The 15,675-nt window shown below is 59.8% G+C and carries 18 protein-coding genes and 1 tRNA gene; 3 read left to right on the forward strand and 16 right to left on the reverse strand.

The features are described 5' to 3' along the window. Positions 1-12: 12 nt before the first annotated feature. Together BXY39_RS17990 and BXY39_RS17995 are read right to left on the reverse strand one after the other, a co-directional pair. Positions 13-219, reverse strand: coding sequence for a cold-shock protein (locus BXY39_RS17990; protein WP_121940292.1), 207 nt, complete (start codon positions 217-219; stop codon positions 13-15). A gap of 305 nt (positions 220-524) precedes the next feature. Further along, positions 525-2,582, reverse strand: a complete 2,058-nt coding sequence (locus BXY39_RS17995) for a methyl-accepting chemotaxis protein (RefSeq protein WP_170163950.1) — start codon at positions 2,580-2,582, stop codon at positions 525-527. A gap of 440 nt (positions 2,583-3,022) precedes the next feature. On the opposite strand from BXY39_RS17995, the gene BXY39_RS18000 reads away from it, so the two are divergent. The 3 genes from BXY39_RS18000 to BXY39_RS18010 all read left to right on the forward strand — a co-directional run bounded on the left by BXY39_RS18000 (position 3,023) and on the right by BXY39_RS18010 (position 5,064). Further along, positions 3,023-4,189, forward strand: a complete 1,167-nt coding sequence (locus BXY39_RS18000) for a pyridoxal phosphate-dependent aminotransferase (RefSeq protein ID WP_121940294.1) — start codon at positions 3,023-3,025, stop codon at positions 4,187-4,189. An 86-nt stretch (positions 4,190-4,275) separates the two neighbouring features. Beyond that, complete coding sequence (locus tag BXY39_RS18005) at positions 4,276-4,602, forward strand: YbjQ family protein (protein WP_121940295.1); 327 nt, start codon at positions 4,276-4,278, stop codon at positions 4,600-4,602. Beyond that, a complete protein-coding gene (locus BXY39_RS18010) occupies positions 4,603-5,064 on the forward strand; it encodes a YbjQ family protein (RefSeq protein WP_121940296.1) in 462 nt (153 codons plus the stop codon). Positions 5,065-5,089: 25 nt separating this feature from the next. Here the strand turns inward: BXY39_RS18010 and BXY39_RS18015 are convergent, their stop codons facing one another. From BXY39_RS18015 to dcd, 14 genes are all read right to left on the reverse strand, one after another. Continuing rightward, the gene (locus BXY39_RS18015; protein ID WP_121940297.1) at positions 5,090-5,602 is read right to left on the reverse strand and encodes a ClbS/DfsB family four-helix bundle protein; all 513 of its coding nucleotides are present in this window, start codon (positions 5,600-5,602) and stop codon (positions 5,090-5,092) included. A 266-nt stretch (positions 5,603-5,868) separates the two neighbouring features. Then, positions 5,869-5,944, reverse strand: a tRNA-Phe gene (locus BXY39_RS18020). 133 nt (positions 5,945-6,077) lie between these two features. After that, positions 6,078-6,275: a DNA gyrase inhibitor YacG gene (locus BXY39_RS18025; RefSeq protein ID WP_121940298.1), complete on the reverse strand. Its 198-nt coding sequence runs from the start codon at positions 6,273-6,275 to the stop codon at positions 6,078-6,080. Positions 6,276-6,302: 27 nt separating this feature from the next. Next, positions 6,303-7,808 (reverse strand): ribonuclease E/G, encoded by a 1,506-nt coding sequence (locus tag BXY39_RS18030; protein WP_121940299.1) that lies wholly within the window; start codon positions 7,806-7,808, stop codon positions 6,303-6,305. Next, positions 7,745-8,422, reverse strand: coding sequence for a Maf family protein (locus BXY39_RS18035; RefSeq protein WP_121940300.1), 678 nt, complete (start codon positions 8,420-8,422; stop codon positions 7,745-7,747). The genes BXY39_RS18030 and BXY39_RS18035 overlap by 64 nt, the downstream gene beginning before the upstream one ends. Positions 8,423-8,436: 14 nt before the next feature. After that, a complete protein-coding gene (gene infA / locus BXY39_RS18040) occupies positions 8,437-8,655 on the reverse strand; it encodes a translation initiation factor IF-1 (RefSeq protein WP_121940301.1) in 219 nt (72 codons plus the stop codon). Between the two features lie 111 nt (positions 8,656-8,766). Next, positions 8,767-9,276, reverse strand: coding sequence for an arsenate-mycothiol transferase ArsC (locus BXY39_RS18045; protein WP_121940302.1), 510 nt, complete (start codon positions 9,274-9,276; stop codon positions 8,767-8,769). Then, complete coding sequence (locus BXY39_RS18050) at positions 9,273-9,791, reverse strand: UPF0262 family protein (protein WP_121940303.1); 519 nt, start codon at positions 9,789-9,791, stop codon at positions 9,273-9,275. The genes BXY39_RS18045 and BXY39_RS18050 overlap by 4 nt, the downstream gene beginning before the upstream one ends. A gap of 68 nt (positions 9,792-9,859) precedes the next feature. Further along, positions 9,860-11,158, reverse strand: a complete 1,299-nt coding sequence (gene hisD, locus BXY39_RS18055; protein WP_121940304.1) for a histidinol dehydrogenase — start codon at positions 11,156-11,158, stop codon at positions 9,860-9,862. Beyond that, complete coding sequence (gene hisG / locus BXY39_RS18060) at positions 11,142-11,810, reverse strand: ATP phosphoribosyltransferase (RefSeq protein ID WP_121940305.1); 669 nt, start codon at positions 11,808-11,810, stop codon at positions 11,142-11,144. Before hisG ends, hisD begins: the two co-directional genes overlap by 17 nt. Beyond that, positions 11,801-12,301, reverse strand: coding sequence for a DUF2948 family protein (locus BXY39_RS18065; protein WP_121940306.1), 501 nt, complete (start codon positions 12,299-12,301; stop codon positions 11,801-11,803). Before BXY39_RS18065 ends, hisG begins: the two co-directional genes overlap by 10 nt. Positions 12,302-12,419: 118 nt before the next feature. After that, on the reverse strand, positions 12,420-13,700 hold the full coding sequence (gene murA / locus BXY39_RS18070) for a UDP-N-acetylglucosamine 1-carboxyvinyltransferase (RefSeq protein WP_121940307.1): 1,281 nt from the start codon (positions 13,698-13,700) through the stop codon (positions 12,420-12,422). 157 nt (positions 13,701-13,857) lie between these two features. After that, a complete protein-coding gene (locus BXY39_RS18075; RefSeq protein WP_121940308.1) occupies positions 13,858-14,880 on the reverse strand; it encodes a DUF6492 family protein in 1,023 nt (340 codons plus the stop codon). 20 nt (positions 14,881-14,900) lie between these two features. Further along, entirely contained in the window at positions 14,901-15,455 is a 555-nt protein-coding gene (gene dcd / locus BXY39_RS18080) for a dCTP deaminase (protein WP_121940309.1), read from the reverse strand. Positions 15,456-15,675 lie beyond the last annotated feature (220 nt).

Raw genomic sequence — 15,675 nt, forward strand, 5'->3', positions numbered from 1 at the left:
TCTCAAACAGTTTTAGAGAAGCTCAAGATTTCCGGCGGAGCTGCGGCCTTTGCGATCTTCCTGAAGCTCGTAAGAGATCTTCTGGTTGTCCTGCAGTCCGTTCAGACCGGCCTGCTCAACAGCGGAAACATGGACGAAAACGTCCTTGCCGCCTTCGTCAGGCTGAATAAAACCGTAACCTTTGGTGGCGTTGAACCATTTGACGGTACCTGTAGCCATGGGGGGTCTCCTTTTCGTATCGTGCGAAGTCCCATTGGCGAACGGTAGACGGAAAATCTGTCGGTAAACCAAGAGGGCAGTCGCGTGTGTGGTGATTTAGGGTCCCGTTCGACCGGTTGCAACCGACCTCCGGGGCAAATAACCCTTCTTGGTTAGCATAATCCACATGCCCTGCCGAACCCCGGCATCAGGCACACTTAAGCCAATAACATGACAATTCCTGTCCAGTTATCAAGCTTCTGCTCGCTATCATTGTTTCGACCCGGCAGTCAAGAGCGTTTGCGGAAGAGACCGGCAGACGGCCTTTACATGGTGCGGACCTGTTGCAGAAATTCGCTGGTATCGCGTGACATGGTTTCCCCAAGGCGACTCAGGTCATCGGCGGCGGTGCGCACACTGCCCGAGACTTCGCGGGTTTTGGACACATTGCTGTTTACGTCGGAAATCTCTGCGGAGACCTGGCGGGCGCTTTCCGTGGACACGGAGACATTGCGGCGGATTTCGCTGGTGGTGCTTTCCTGTTCCTCGCTGGCGGAGGCGATGCCGGTCATGATGCTGTTTAACTGATCGATGATATCCTTCACATTCTGCATGGCCCCCACCACGATCTCGACGCTTGTCTGCATGCCCTTGATCTGGGTGCCGACTCTGTCGGTGGCGCTGGCGGTCTGGTTGGCCAGCGACTTCACTTCCGACGCCACAACCGCAAAGCCTTTGCCGGCTTCGCCGGCGCGTGCCGCCTCGATCGTTGCGTTGAGGGCCAGCAGGTTGGTCTGAGCGGCTATATCCTCGATAAGCTGCATGACTTCATCCACCTGTTTGGCACTTTCAGCGAGGCTGGTGATGGAGTCCGTGCCTTCCGATGTGGCCGAGACCGCATTGTCGCAAAGCGTATTGGCGGACCGGACCTGGGCGTTCACCTCGGCGATAGAGGCGGAAAACTCTTCAATCGCGGTACTCATGACCGAGACGCTGTCATCCATCGCGCTTGCTGCATTTGTGACCGATGTGGCGCTTGTGCCCGTTTTTTCAGCCACATCGAACATGGTTTGCGCGCTTTCCTGCATATCGTAGGAGGCATCGCTCAGGCGCAGCATGTTCTTGCTGATCTGTTCCTCAAACCCGGCGACAAGACGGCGCAGCGCGTCCGCGCGTTCTTCCCGTTCCTGGGCGAGGTGTGCCTCTTCCTCGAAACGGGCCCGTTCCTGCGCGACCTTGTTTTCGCTTTCTTCCCGTTCACGCCGGGCTTCGCGGGCCTGAAACTCCTTGGCTTCCTGTTCAAGCCGCAGACGCTCCGACGCATTGTCTCTCAGTGTTTCGATGGCCTGCGCCACGCCGCCCAGCTCATCGCGGTACTCCGTGCCCGGAACATGCGTATCGAATTGCCCGTCAGCAATCTGGCTGACAGCGGCCTGAAGCCGCCTGACCGGCCCGACAGTGGTTGAGACCACGATTGCCGATCCAAGACCGGCTGCGAGAATGGCCACGATACTGATGCCCCAGGTCAGGATGCTGGCGGTTTCCGTTGTCCGGGCCGCATCGGCCTGTGCCCTGGCATAGCCCGCAGACGCAAAATCCCGGATACCCTCATACCCTTCCAGGGTTTGTTCGTAGATTGTCTCCAGCTCGGTGATTTCGCGGATCAGTTCCTGGCGTTTGGCGGCATAGTTGTTGAACGCCTGCACATACAAGCCCAGTTTTTCCCTGATCAGGGCCTTCACCTCATCGGGAAAGGCGGCGTTATCGAGGGCTGTGCGGAATTCCTGGTCACGTGTGGCGATGCGGGTGATGTATTTCGGATCCAGCCGGGCAATGAAATCCTTTTCATGCCGGCGCATCATCAGCATCAGGATGCTCAGATCCTTGTTGCTGTGATTCTTTAGTGCTTCTTCGATCGTATGCACGGCCTCACGGAGGGCTCCCTGCAGACCGGATTCTTCGTTGAGGCCGACCTCTTCCTGCAGATTGGCGACGATGTTGAATTGGCCGCGGTGGCGTTGCAGAACCTGCTGCAACCGCACCGCGGCAGAGCGTCCCTCGCCGCTCAGATCATCATAAAGTGCTGAAATCTGGTTGGCGATGGCGTCCGCCGTGCGGACATAGGCGGTGCGGAACTGCACGTCTTTTTCCAGCAGGAAATTCTTTTCATGCTGGCGTAACTGCAGCCCTTGCAACTCAACAAAGCGGGCATTGGACAGGAGGTCGCTGTATTTGACCGCCATGCCTTCCGCGAAACTGCGATTCTCCGTCGTCCAGAAATTGACGGCCAGCACGCAGACCAATGCGACAATGGCGATGACAGCCAGTCCACCGACACGTGCCAGGATCGAGATGTGACGGATATTGTGGATAATCTGTTTCATTGCAAGACCGTTTGGCTTGACCATCGGGTGCGGACGATACGCAGCCGACAGTACTCTGAACGTGGGATGCGGGTAGGTCGCGAAAACAACCACACATACACGGCTGCACCTGAATTGTGATGACTGTATTAAATTTACGAAAAATCCTCATGGATTCTTAGACCATATTACCGGTTTTTAAGATAAAATTTAATAATATCAGATAGATAGATGATGATGCAGTGCCGTATTATCCGCACGCCGTTATATCCTTATCAAAGGAACTGGCTTACGCTGCCCATGTTCCGCCAGAAAAACCGACAGTGGCGCATGCCGCCATGATACGCGCTGATTGTTTTTGTTTGAGTCATGCCATCCTCTTGTCGCGCAGGCATATGTTGCGGCTGCGGAACAGGTTGCTTTAATCTACGGACAGCACTGGACGCACTTGGGGGAAACACATGCCGTCACGCCGAACGCTATTGCAAATGTCCCTGGGTGCCATGCTGATGCCGGCAGCGGCCGGACCCGCAGCGGCATGGCGCAGTCAGGCCCGTGCGGGAACGCCGCATGATCAGGACCGCCCCGCACGGCAGTCCATTCTCAGGCTGGACAGTAATGAGAACAGTCTGGGCATGTCCCCGGAAGCCCGGAAGGTTTTCGCCCGGTCCCTGGATGTCGCCAATCGGTACCCCGACGGTCATGCGCAGGCCCTGTGCGACGCATTGGCGGCTGACCTGACCGTATCGCCGGATCAGATCCTGCTGACCAACGGTTCCACGGCGTCCATTCGTGCCATTGTGCAGAGCTTCCGCCAGAACAGGCCATCCACCGCCGAGGGCAGGGTGGTCGCACAGGACCCGACTTTTGGCATTGTCGAACGGCTGTGCCGTGATCTGGGGCTGGCTTATCATGGGGTGCCTACAGGCAAGGATTTCGCCCCTGATATGGTCGCCATGGAAAAAGCCGCACGCAAGGACGGCGGCCCCGTGCTTGTCTATATGGTCACGCCGAACAACCCGACCGGTGTTGTTGCCCCCACGCCCGCGCTTTTCGACTGGATCCGCCGCGCGGACGAGGAAACCATCTTTCTCATTGATGAGGCGTACCATGACTATGTGGATGCGCCGTCTTACGAAAGTGCTGTTCGCCTGATCCGCGACGGGCACCGAAATGTCATTGTCACGCGGACCTTTTCCAAGCTTCACGGTATGGCCGGTCTGCGTGTGGGGTATGCGGTCGCGCACAAGGATACCATGGCGGATCTATCCCGTTTCAGTGACGGGTGGAACATCAACAGTACGGGCCTGATGGTGGCAAAAGCCTCTCTGGCCGATACGTCCTGGCGGGCCCATTGTCTTCGCCAGAACACCGAAGCCAGGACCATTCTGACCGACACGCTTGATACGCTCGGCCTTGGTCATATTCCGGGCCACACCAATTTCGTTTTGCACCGCATTGCCGCTGACCACGCGGACTATAAACGCCGTATGGCTGATCATGGTGTGCTGGTGGGGCGCTATATGCGGACAGGGCCGGGCTGGAACCGGCTGTCACTGGGAACGCCTGACGAAATGCGCCGTTTTGTCGACATTCTGACCGACTTCCGTCGCCGTGGCTGGGCATAAAGCTTTTGATCCCTTACGAAGAGATTTTTGGATCTGTTCCAATGGGCAGGTCTCCCCGCCGATATGACAAACGCAGGGACTGAACCATGATCATCACCAATATTGAAACCGTGCCCGGATACGATGTGGTCGACCATCTTGGCCTGGTCCAGGGCAGCACGGTGCGTGCCAAGCATGTCGGACGCGACATCATGGCGGGCCTGAAGAATATCGTTAGCGGAGAGCTCGCCGGCTACACCGAACTGTTGGAAGAAGCCCGCTTCGAAGCCATAGACCGTATGAAAAGCGAGGCAAAAGCCAAGGGCGCCGACGCCGTCGTCAATGTCCGTTTGTCCACATCCGCGGTGACGCATGGGGCCGCTGAAATTCTGGCTTATGGAACGGCTGTCCGGCTGGCGGGGAAAGACCGCTAGATGGAATTTCTGTTTTTCCTTGGCGGATTTTTCGTCTTGATACCCGTCGGATATGTGGCGGGCCGCGCCTCTGAAAGACGGCATCTGGCATCCCTTGCCGAGAGGGAACGGGCTTTGCGCGGTATCAGCGTTGCCGCGGGCAGAGGCACATCTGAAACCGCTTTTCGCACCCTTGGACTGGTGCAGGGGTCTGTCGTCATAGGACAGGATTACTTTCTGGCAGTTGCGACGGGTTTTGCCAAACTGCTGGGCGGCCGGCTCAGGCCCTATGAAGGACTGTATGTCCGTGCCCGGCGCGAAGCGGTCTTGCGTCTGAAAGCCGACGCGGCGGCCAGGGGGGCGGATGCGGTCCTCAACATTCGCTTTGTCACCATGGACATTGCCTCACTGGCGTCCGGTAGCGGCATCACCGGCGTTGAAATCGTGGCCTATGGAACGGCGGTGCAATCGCCGGCGCCATAAATGGGGCGCTGTCCGGGCAGGTATGTCAGGCGTCCGCCGCCTTGCTGACTGTGCGGATCAGTTTACGGATATAGGTGTTGGCGGAACGGTAATGACTGGGCCCGGATGCCTCGGCGTATCGGCCAAGGGTCCATTTCCCGGTCCAGGCGTATGGCTTTTCCGTGTACAGTTCGGAATTGTCCGCTGCCGCGATAAACGCGCTGAGCCTGTTATGGGCGTCGGCAAAGTCTGCCAGAACGGCCTGCCACGACTTGCCCTGCGAGGCGGCGCGGACCTTGGCATTGTATTCCTTTAACTGGTTCCATTTATACCCCGGGGCGGGCAGGTGTACCGTCCTGCCTGCCTTGCCGTCGGCATACCAGTTGAAAAACAGGCCGATCCAGTGTGTCCGGTGATCAATGGTGTCTTTGATGGTGATACCGTCTTCCGGCATCGGCGTGACAGCCAGTGCGTCATCGACCGTATCCAGGGTCTTCATCAGCCTGGCATGGTCTTTTTGCATCAAAGCCTGCAGGTCGTCCTTGTTTTCAGCCGCCATCGCAATGCCCACCTGATCAGTCAGTCATTCAGCACACTATCGGACAGTCCATAAACCGACCGGTTGATAGCATCTTTCACATCGGTAGGACACCCTTGCCGAAAGCGCCGCCTTACCTGCGGGCGTTGTTGTTTTCTACATGTCGTCTGCAATATCGAGCAGGAAATCATATTATACGATGTGGTTTGGACAGACTATATTCACGAACATAAAAGGTATTGTGATACAAAGATTTGGACTGTTGCGGATGCGTATGAAGGGGAAAGTGGTGCCCAGGGGCGGATTCGAACCACCGACACGCGGATTTTCAGTCCGCTGCTCTACCAACTGAGCTACCTGGGCACATAGGGCGGCGCCTGTCCGGAACGGTGTTCCGCTGGCGGCGTCAGGCTGTTTAGCCAATCGCCGCCGTCCTGTCCAGCGCCGGGTGCAAAAAAATCATGCCGGGGGCTATACGGTTCCCCCGGCCGGGGGATCAAAGGCCGTTGTCATCGTCTTCCGGGGCGCGGGCGTTCGTGTTTCCCGGCAGGACATAATCCTCGCTGAGCCAGCGGCCCAGATCGATATCGGCACAGCGTTTTGAACAGAAGGGGCGATACCGTGCGGTGGCAGGCTTGCCGCACTGGGGGCATGGTTTTGCCGGTGCCGGCTTTTCAGGGGTGCGGGATGTCATGTCTGTGCTTCTGTCAGGGGTGATCGCTTATGCGGTGACGGTTCCGGTGCGCCCGGTCTCCTGTATGGTGACGGAGACAGTATCGGCGGTTTTCACGACAACCTGGCGCAGGCTGTCCTGTTCAAGGGCCCTGATCAGTTCGGGGCGCGCGTCCAGCCAGGCGGTGACAGCCTCGGGGGCGGCCATGGTCAGCGTGCCGGGCTGTGCCTGCCGGCCAAGCCGCTGCGCCTGTTGCAGCAGGGACAGGGCCTGTGCGGCCGCGTTGGGGCCGCCCGGTGTGGCCGGGCGCGTCAGTAGGCGCTGCCGCAGCGACAGGCCGCTGCGGGCCCGGCGCAGTTCCATCAGGCCGAACCGTGACAGGCCGGTACGCTCGACCGGGGTCTTGTGCTCACCCAGGGCGGCATCCAGCGTCGCGGTTAAGTCCGCCACCGCGTCTTTTGCCCGCATATCGATAAAGTCCGTGACGATCAAACCGCCGATATCCTGAAAGTCCAGATGGTGGGCAATGGCCAGGGCCGCTTCCAGATTGACCCGCCGAATGGCTTCCTGCGGCCCGTGGGCGGCCAGTGCCGCGCCCATATTCACATCAATGGCCGTCAGCGCCGGTGTCTCATGGATGGACAGCCAGCCACCGGATGGCAGGACAATCCGGTCTGCCAGCGCTTCCTGCAAGGCGTCCTCGACACCGTCTTCCTCAAAAGCGGCCATGCCCGCAGGATGGATATCCAGCCGTGCGGACAGGTCCGGGTAGCGGTCCGCGGTCACTGTGCGGGCCTGCGTCAGACTGGCACGGTCGGCAAACTGCACGGGGACATCGCCGTCTTCCACAGCGGTGAGGGCCAGATCAATCAGCGCGGGACTGTACAGTGTGCCCGTTTCCAGGGGCGCGGAAAGGGGTTTTGTTAAACGTTCCGCTTCCATAATAACAAAGGCATCGTCGACACTGGCCGCCCGGCTGCGGACGATCAGGTTGACCCCCGCCTGTGCCGTCAGGGGGCTGAGCGCGGCGTCCAGGGCGCGGGCCCGTTTGGGCGGCAGATCATTGGACAGGCTGAGTTTGCCGGTGCTGTTCCCGTCGCGCGCGCTCAGACATTCGGCCACCACGTATCGGCCCACCAGGCGGGCGCGGGGCGTGACCGACAGCGCCTTGCCGGTTTCCAGAACACCGGGGTCCGACAGGACCTGTACGCGCAGGCATTCCCCTTCATGGGCGCAGTCCGACAGCCGTTTCACCGCCCCCTTGACGCGCTGGCGCGCACGGCGGCGGTTCATGACGCCCTCGCCAAGGGGTCCTAAGTCCAGGAAAACCATATCCAGCCGGGCGTTCACCTGGCGCACGCGGGCATCCACAATGCTGCCGATGGGGCTGACAGTGTTACTGTCATGAAATGTCAGCCGGGCCGGAAATCCGTCCTGATCGATGACGGCGCTGCGCCACCGGCCAATGCCGGCCTCGATAATGGTGCGCATCAGGGTATCTCCGGGGGTGTGGCGCCAGCCGGGCGGTTTGGACGCCAGTGTGTTTCCAGCCATCCGCCAACCTCGAAAAGCGGCAGGCCGACAATCGCCGAATATGATCCCGATACCTGGCGTATAAACCGCGCCGCCAGGCCCTGTATCGCATATCCCCCGGCTTTGCCGTGCCATTCCCCGCATGCCAGATACGCCGTGACCTCGGCAGCCGACAGGCGTTTGAAGACGACTGTGCTGGTGACCGACTTTACCCGACTGTTTCCGTCCGGTGTGGTCAATGCGATACCGGTGATGACCCTGTGCCGCCGTCCGCTCAACAGGGCCAGACAGCTTTTTGCGCTGTGTTCATCCTCGGCCTTGGGCAGGATGCGCCGGCCCACCGCGACAACGGTGTCTGCCCCCAGAATAACGGCCCCTGAATGCCGCGCGGCAACGGTGCCGGTTTTTTCCCGGGCCATACGTTCGGCATAGATTTTGGGTGTTTCACCGGTGTGCGGTGTTTCGTCAATATCCGCCGGATCCACCAGGTCCGGTGTAATGCCGATCTGCGCCAGCAGGTCATGGCGGCGGGGCGATGCCGATGCCAGCACAAGCGGAACCGGCGGCACGGCGGGCGTGTGCGAAGACGCGGTGTTTTGCGGATACAGGTCGGGCGCGCTTTGAGGGCCGGGCATGGGCGCGCGCGATCCTATTTGAAGCGGTAGGTGATCCGCCCCTTTGTCAGATCATAGGGCGTCAATTCAACAAGCACATCGTCCCCGGCCAGCACGCGGATGCGATTCTTGCGCATTTTTCCGGCGGTGTGACCCAGCACTTCGTGCCCGTTTTCCAGTTTTACGCGAAACATTGCGTTGGGCAGCAGTTCTGTCACCGTGCCCCGCATTTCCAGTACTTCTTCCTTAGCCATTCTGTCTCCATACAAGGCCGCTTCGCCAAATGCGGTCATACATGGCGTCGATGACCTGAAAATGCAAGCGATTTGGCCATTATTCATCGTGGTGGTTTTGCCCGGGCGATATCAGCTGCTGTATGGCGCCGTTCCCGCCATCAAGGCATTGATGCGGGATTTCAGGCTGTCGCGCACTGTGCGGTAGCCGGCCAGGCGCTGGTCGCGATTGCCTTCCCCGGCTGCCGGGTCCGCAACCGGCCAGTAATGCAGCCTGTCGGCCAGTTCGGGGTATCGTTCCCGCAGATAGGCGTTGGCAGCGCTGGTCAGGGCGATCACGACATCATAATCGGCAAGGGATACGGTGGTGATGGGCTCGGGCGTATGATCGGCGATATCCAGCCCCATTTCGGCCATGGCGGCCACGGAAAACCCGTCCAGAAGCCCTGGCGCCAGACCGACGGAGGCGATTTTTAAGCCCCGGCGCCCATGGAGACGCGCAGACGCATCCGCCAAGCCCTCGGCCATGGGACTGCGGACGGCATTCTGATTGCAGACAAACAGGACGCCGCGCTTGGGCGGTGGCGCGGCCCCGGTGGGTTCCGCGTGTTCGGTTGCCGCATGATCCGCCGCCGTGTTCATCGCGGTCCCCGTCCCCCTTTGAGATGCAGCACGCACACAAGGGTGAACAAACGGCGGGCCGTATCCATGTCCACCCTTATCTTGCCTTCCAGCCTTTCCATCAGCAGTTCACTGCCCTGGTTGTGAAGGCCGCGCCGTCCCATGTCGATGGCCTCGATCTGGCCGGGGCTGGCGGATTTGATGGCTTCATAATAACTGTCGCAGATGGCGTAATATTCACGCACGATGCGGCGAAACGGGCTCATCGCCAGACGGAAGCTCATCAGCGGTCTGGCATCTTCGCTGTGTACATCGAATACCAGCCGGCCTTCGGCCACTTTCAGAATCAGACGGTACGGCCCAGGATACCCGCTATCCGCCGATTTCAGCAGGTCAAAACTGTTTTCTTCCAAAAGATCGTAGACCGCGACACGCCTTTCATGCTCGATCTCCGCGCTCCAGCGCGTGATGGTGGATTCGTCAAGCTGCACGTCAATAAGGCGCGCGCAGGTTTTCTGGCCGGTATCATCCGCCATGGCATGCCCTTGTCACAAGATCTCGGGTCACTTGCCGTTCCTCACTCGCGCCTCTCACTTCCTGTTCTTCACTCTCTGTCTTCGAGGCGCAGGGCCACTGACAGGGCGTGTGCGGGCAGGCCCTCGGCACGGGCCAGGGTTATGGCCGCGGGGCCGATCGCCTGCAGGCTGTCCGATGTGCAGGCGACAAAACTGGTGCGTTTCATGAAATCATAAACGCTGAGCCCGCCGGAGAACCGCGCGGCCCGTCCCGTCGGCAGCACATGATTAGGGCCGGCCACATAATCGCCGATGGCTTCCGGCGTATGGCGGCCGAGAAAAACGGCACCGGCATTGCGGATGTCGGCAAACAGATCGTCGGGCTGTGCGACAGCCAGCTCCAGATGCTCCGGCGCCAGACGATTGATCAGGTCCGCGGCGTCACGCAGGTCCGGCAAAACAATACTGTATCCGAAATCGTCCCAGGACGCCCTGGCCACCGCTTCACTGGACAGGGTGGACAGATGTGTTTCCACAGCCGCTTCGACAGCAGTGGCAAAAGCGGGATCGTCCGTGATCAGAATGCTTTGGGCGACCGGATCGTGTTCCGCCTGTGACAACAGGTCCGCAGCGATCCATGCCGGATCGTTGGCGCCGTCCGCCACGACCAGTATTTCGGACGGGCCAGCGATGGTGTCGATACCAACCGTGCCGAACACCTGGCGTTTTGCTTCCGCCACATAGGCATTGCCGGGACCGACAATCATGTCCACAGGCCGGATTGTTTCCGTACCAAAGGCCAGGGCCCCGACGGCCTGTGCCCCGCCGACGCGATAGATTTCCGTGACACCCGCAAGGCGCGCGGCGGTGACAACCGCCGGATTGATGACGCCGTCAGGTGTCGGGACCGTCATCACCACACGCTCGACACCTGCCACGCTGGCGGGAATGGCATTCATCAGCACGCTGGACGGATAGCTTGCCCGGCCACCCGGCACATACAGGCCGGCGGCATCCACCGGGCGCCAGCGCTGGCCCAGACGCGTGCCGGTGTCATCGACATAATCCAGAGTGTCCGGTTGCTGCCGGGTGTGGAAAGCACGGATCCGGTCCGCTGCCTGTGCCAGGGCCTCGCGGACCTTGCTGTCCAGCGTGCCTTCGGCTGCGGCTATGTCGGCACTGCTCAGGGCAAGGCCGCTTTGGCCTGTGTCGAAACGATCGAAACGGTGTGTCAGATCGTGCAGCGCACGGTCGCCTTCGGTGCGGATACGGGACAGGATTTCAGACACGCTGTCCGCCACATCGGCTGTTGTATCGCGCCGCTCGGCCAGCAGGTCGGCGAACTGGGTCTCGAAGTCGTCCGCTTTCGCGTCAAGCCGCCTGGCCATGGGACACTGCCTCCTTGAAGCGATCGATCCAGTATGTCAGCTCCGCCGGGCGCACCTTGAAGGCGGGACGGTTGACCACAAGCCGGCTGGTGATGCGGGCCAGAACCGCGACTTCCTTCAGTTTATTGGCTTTCAGGGTGCCGCCTGTGGATACCAGATCCACTATTCTTTTGGACAGTCCAAGGGACGGGGCCAGCTCCATGGCGCCGTTCAGCTTGACGCATTCCGCCTGAATGCCCCGTTCGGCAAAGTAGCGGCAGGTCAGATTGGGGTATTTTGTCGCGACCCGGATATGCGACCAGCCTTGCGGATCTTCGTCAGCCGCTGTTTCCGGCATGGCCAGTGACAGGCGGCAGTGACCAATGTCGAGATCGATCGGAGAATAAAGATCGCTGTACCCGAATTCCATCAGGACATCATTACCGACCACACCCATATGGGCACCGCCGAAAGCGACAAAAGTCGCGGCATCAAAGGCCCGCACGCGGATAATGCTCAGGTTGGGCACATTGGTGGCGAATTGCAGTTGCCGGCTGGCCGGGTCGTCAAAGGCCGGTTCGGGCTCGATCCCGGCAAGCCGGACCAGCGGCATCACTTCCTTGAGAATCCGCCCCTTCGGCAAGGCCAGAACCAGTTTTTCGCTCAATTCCATGAGGCGTCTCCGTCCTGCACTGTTTCAGGTCGTTCCTCTTCCGACCGGTCGTCATTTTCATGCGCGGGCCTGGCGCGTGCCGGCCATGCCGACGACAAATCGTTTAATACGGCGTCGATACATTCTACCGCAACTCTTACGCTGGCGCCGCCGGCAAAGATCAGCGTCACATTCCCCGTGCCGTCGGCGCCGGCCTGCCAGGTTATGGCCAGCAGATCAAGCATGGCATCCGGCTGTCCGCGATCGACCCCTTTCAAGGCCACGCTGTCGACACTGTTGAAGTGAAGGCCGGTCCGGACCCGTTCGCCTGGCTGGCGCTTTCGCCCTGCGTCGGCCTGTTCCCAGCGGAAGCGGTTCGCCACCATGGCAAAGCGCCGCACTGCCGGATCATAGGCCATGTCGCCGACCCGGACCGCGGCATCCTGCATCAGGCCGGACAGCACGGTCAGGTCATCTTCGGTCTGACCATAGAGTTTCAGTGATTTGGACATGCACGACTAACTGATTGGGGTGTTTGGAACATTTCGAAATATGGCGTCTGCGGGTTACAGGCGGCTTATGAACGCACCGGATAGGCCCGCGCTTTTTAAGCAGATAAGGACACTAGCTTCAAGCAGGCACCCGTTCAACATCCGCGCCGACGCCGCGCAGCTTTTCCTCCAGCCGTTCATATCCCCGGTCCAGATGATACAGGCGATTGATTTCGGTTGTACCCTCGGCGGCCAGCCCCGCCAGTGCCAGTCCCATACTCGCCCGCAGGTCCGTCGCCATGACGGGGGCGCCGCGCAATCGTCCCACCCCGCGTATCGTCGCACTGGCGCCTGTAACAGTGATGTCCGCACCAAGACGGCACAGTTCCGAGACATGCATATAGCGGTTTTCGAAGATGGTCTCCGTAATCACACTGGCGCCATCGGCCAGTGCGGCAAGGGCCATGAACTGCGCCTGACAGTCCGTCGGGAATCCCGGAAACGGTTGTGTGATCAGTGTCAGGGGGTGCGCTCTGCCGTTGGAACGCACATGCAGACTGTCATCATCGGCAGCAATGGTTCCGCCGGCAGCCCGCAGAGCATCGATGACGGCGCTCATATCCTCTATGCCGGCGCCGTTCAGGCGCAGGTCGCCGCCGGTGATCAGCGCGGCGACGGCATAGGAGCCGGCTTCAACCCTGTCCGGCATCACCCGGTGGGTGGCACCGTGCAAACGGTCAACCCCCTGAATGCGGATGGTTTCCGTGCCTGCCCCTTCGATAATGGCGCCCATGGCACTGAGGCAGCTGGCAAGATCGCTGATTTCCGGTTCGCGGGCGGCGTTCTCGATGACCGTTTCGCCGTGGGCCAGGGTTGCGGCCATCAGCGCGTTCTCGGTCGCACCGACACTGACGAAAGGAAAGCGGATTACCGCGCCTTTCAGGCCGCGCGGCGCACTGGCGCGGACATAGCCGGATTCCAGATCAATATCGGCGCCCAGTGTTTGCAGCGCTTTCAGGTGCAGGTCGATGGGACGTGTGCCGATCGCACAGCCCCCCGGCAGGGAAACGATGGCCTCGCCCGCACGGCTCACAAGCGGCCCAAGCACCAGGATGGAGGCCCGCATTTTGCGCACGATGTCATACGGTGCGACGGTGTCTGAAATCGTACTCGCGTCGAAGGTCATGGTCCGGCCTTTCAGCCGCCCTCCGGTGCCGCCCCGTACCGTGATTGTCACGCCCAGATGGTTCAACAGGTCGCTCAGTGTCGTGATGTCGGCCAGGCGGGGCAGATTATCCAGTGTCAGTGCATCATCCGTCAGCAGACTGGCGCACATCAGCTTTAAAGCGGAGTTTTTCGCGCCGCTGATTTCAACACATCCGGCCAGGGGTTTGCCCCCGCGAATAACCAGCTTTTCCATTGTGGCTCCCGGTGCCTCGCCTGCGCTCCCACGCGCTGGCCTGTGATCCCATTAGCGACAGGCATAGAGTGCTGTAAAGGCGGAAATTGGGCAATGGCGCCGGCCATAGGCACATGGGCGGCGGTGTTTGGTCCCGGAGGTCGTCTTGTCCGGCTGTTTAGGCTGTTTTTTGCGGCAGGCGTGTCCAGCCGGGTGGTTGCCGTCCCGACAGACGGATAAGCCAGTTGCGTATTCCGTCGGTCACGGTCGGCTCCGCAGCCAGAAAAGCGGGTTCGAGGAAACGCGCCGCTTCTTCTGCATCGGCCGTCAATCCGCGTTCCACCCACATCTGGACGGCTTTCTCGCGCAGAGTATCCGCCAGATTTTCAAGGCATTTGCGGTGTACGGCAAAGGCATAGGTGTTTTCACTGAAGGCCCGTTCTATGAGAGTCTCAAAATGCCGCCCCTGCGTTGGGGACATCTTGAAAAAAGTAACGCAGTAAACCCGGCCGATGAAATATAAATCCTCAACAGCAATATTCTTCTTTCTCAAGAAGTTATAGTATAAGTAATATTCGTTAACCGGTTTTTCCTTCATGAAGAATGCGTCAAAGACATCATCGAAACGTTCTTCAATGAAGCTGATCATGTCCCTCACCAGATCCGTCTTGAGCATGTAGGGCGTGATGGTTGGCAGGACACGTGTCCCGCGTTCTTCACACGGCAAATCCATAAGCACCTGGCACCGGTCGAAGCGTTCATACATGCTGCCGTCCACGGGGCTCAGATAGTTTCTGGGCCGGCCGTCAGGGGCGAACAGCGTGTCGGCGGTGACGGAGCGCACCAGATGATTCTTGGTGTCAAGGGTCAGGTACCAGTCGGTTGTCACATGTTTCGCGACAACCAGTTTCATGACCTGTTGGCTTTTCCAGTTACGGGCTTTGACCGGGCTGATATCGTCTGCGGATATGATGCGTACATATTTTGCCAGCCTGCCGTAGGCCGGCAAAATATAGCGCCGGCACAGACGGGACAGCGATTTGGGCCGCGTATCATGGACAATGACAATGATGTCTTTGACCAGTACGGGATCGAGAAAGCGCGCGAGCGATCTGGCCTGAAGCAGCATCAGATTGATCTCGGCCGTGTAGACAACCGTTACAACTGTCAACGGTTGTGTGGATGCGGCGGGGGGCGTCATTGCTGCGGATGTGTCCGGTGTCACACTTTCGGAATGGTAACGCCGCGCTGGCCCTGATATTTGCCGGCGCGGTCCTTATAGCTGACCTCGCATCGTTCATTGCCCTGCAGAAACAGGAACTGGCAGGCGCCTTCATTGGCATAGATCTTGGCCGGCAGCGGGGTGGTGTTGGAAAATTCCAGGGTCACATGCCCCTCCCAGCCCGGCTCCAGCGGGGTCACATTGACGATGATACCACACCGCGCATAGGTCGACTTGCCAAGACAGATAACCAGGACATCTTCGGGAATGCGGAAATATTCCACCGTGCGGGCGAGGGCGAAACTGTTCGGCGGGATGATGCAGACATCTGCTTCGCGGTCGACAAAGCTTTTCGGCGAGAAATCTTTCGGATCCACCACCGCTGAGTCAACATTGGTGAAGATTTTGAATTCGGGTGCCACGCGGGCATCGTATCCGTAGGAAGACAGGCCGTAGGAAATGCAGTTGTCCCGCACCTGGCCGTCCACGAAAGGCTCTATCATGCCTGCTTGCTGCGATTGGGCGCGTATCCATTTGTCGGACATGATGGCCACGAACCGTTCCTCCCTATCCTTGCCTTGGTAAAACCGGCCCGGTCATTATTCGCCGGGCCGTCGGCATATCGGTCATGGGTGACCGAAGACGCCGCTTCTCTCCTTAAGGCAAGATATGGGTCAGTACAAGCAGGCGCCCGCAGTTAGGGCGCAGGGCTTATTTGGTGTCTTCCGTCCGGTTCTGCGGTGGCGATACGCCGGGTTCATGCGGTTCTAAGGC

This window comes from Eilatimonas milleporae, from assembly GCF_003688555.1.
Taxonomy (GTDB): domain Bacteria; phylum Pseudomonadota; class Alphaproteobacteria; order Sphingomonadales; family Kordiimonadaceae; genus Eilatimonas; species Eilatimonas milleporae.

What these genes read in the sequence shown, in the direction of transcription:
- BXY39_RS17990 (WP_121940292.1), bottom strand. Translation starts at nt 219, where the DNA reads ATGGCTACAGGTACCGTCAAATGGTTCAACGCCACCAAAGGTTACGGT.
- BXY39_RS17995 (WP_170163950.1), bottom strand. Translation starts at nt 2,582, where the DNA reads ATGAAACAGATTATCCACAATATCCGTCACATCTCGATCCTGGCACGT.
- BXY39_RS18000 (WP_121940294.1), top strand. Translation starts at nt 3,023, where the DNA reads ATGCCGTCACGCCGAACGCTATTGCAAATGTCCCTGGGTGCCATGCTG.
- BXY39_RS18005 (WP_121940295.1), top strand. Translation starts at nt 4,276, where the DNA reads ATGATCATCACCAATATTGAAACCGTGCCCGGATACGATGTGGTCGAC.
- BXY39_RS18010 (WP_121940296.1), top strand. Translation starts at nt 4,603, where the DNA reads ATGGAATTTCTGTTTTTCCTTGGCGGATTTTTCGTCTTGATACCCGTC.
- BXY39_RS18015 (WP_121940297.1), bottom strand. Translation starts at nt 5,602, where the DNA reads ATGGCGGCTGAAAACAAGGACGACCTGCAGGCTTTGATGCAAAAAGAC.
- BXY39_RS18025 (WP_121940298.1), bottom strand. Translation starts at nt 6,275, where the DNA reads ATGACATCCCGCACCCCTGAAAAGCCGGCACCGGCAAAACCATGCCCC.
- BXY39_RS18030 (WP_121940299.1), bottom strand. Translation starts at nt 7,808, where the DNA reads ATGGCTGGAAACACACTGGCGTCCAAACCGCCCGGCTGGCGCCACACC.
- BXY39_RS18035 (WP_121940300.1), bottom strand. Translation starts at nt 8,422, where the DNA reads ATGCCCGGCCCTCAAAGCGCGCCCGACCTGTATCCGCAAAACACCGCG.
- infA (WP_121940301.1), bottom strand. Translation starts at nt 8,655, where the DNA reads ATGGCTAAGGAAGAAGTACTGGAAATGCGGGGCACGGTGACAGAACTG.
- BXY39_RS18045 (WP_121940302.1), bottom strand. Translation starts at nt 9,276, where the DNA reads ATGAACACGGCGGCGGATCATGCGGCAACCGAACACGCGGAACCCACC.
- BXY39_RS18050 (WP_121940303.1), bottom strand. Translation starts at nt 9,791, where the DNA reads ATGGCGGATGATACCGGCCAGAAAACCTGCGCGCGCCTTATTGACGTG.
- hisD (WP_121940304.1), bottom strand. Translation starts at nt 11,158, where the DNA reads ATGGCCAGGCGGCTTGACGCGAAAGCGGACGACTTCGAGACCCAGTTC.
- hisG (WP_121940305.1), bottom strand. Translation starts at nt 11,810, where the DNA reads ATGGAATTGAGCGAAAAACTGGTTCTGGCCTTGCCGAAGGGGCGGATT.
- BXY39_RS18065 (WP_121940306.1), bottom strand. Translation starts at nt 12,301, where the DNA reads ATGTCCAAATCACTGAAACTCTATGGTCAGACCGAAGATGACCTGACC.
- murA (WP_121940307.1), bottom strand. Translation starts at nt 13,700, where the DNA reads ATGGAAAAGCTGGTTATTCGCGGGGGCAAACCCCTGGCCGGATGTGTT.
- BXY39_RS18075 (WP_121940308.1), bottom strand. Translation starts at nt 14,880, where the DNA reads ATGACGCCCCCCGCCGCATCCACACAACCGTTGACAGTTGTAACGGTT.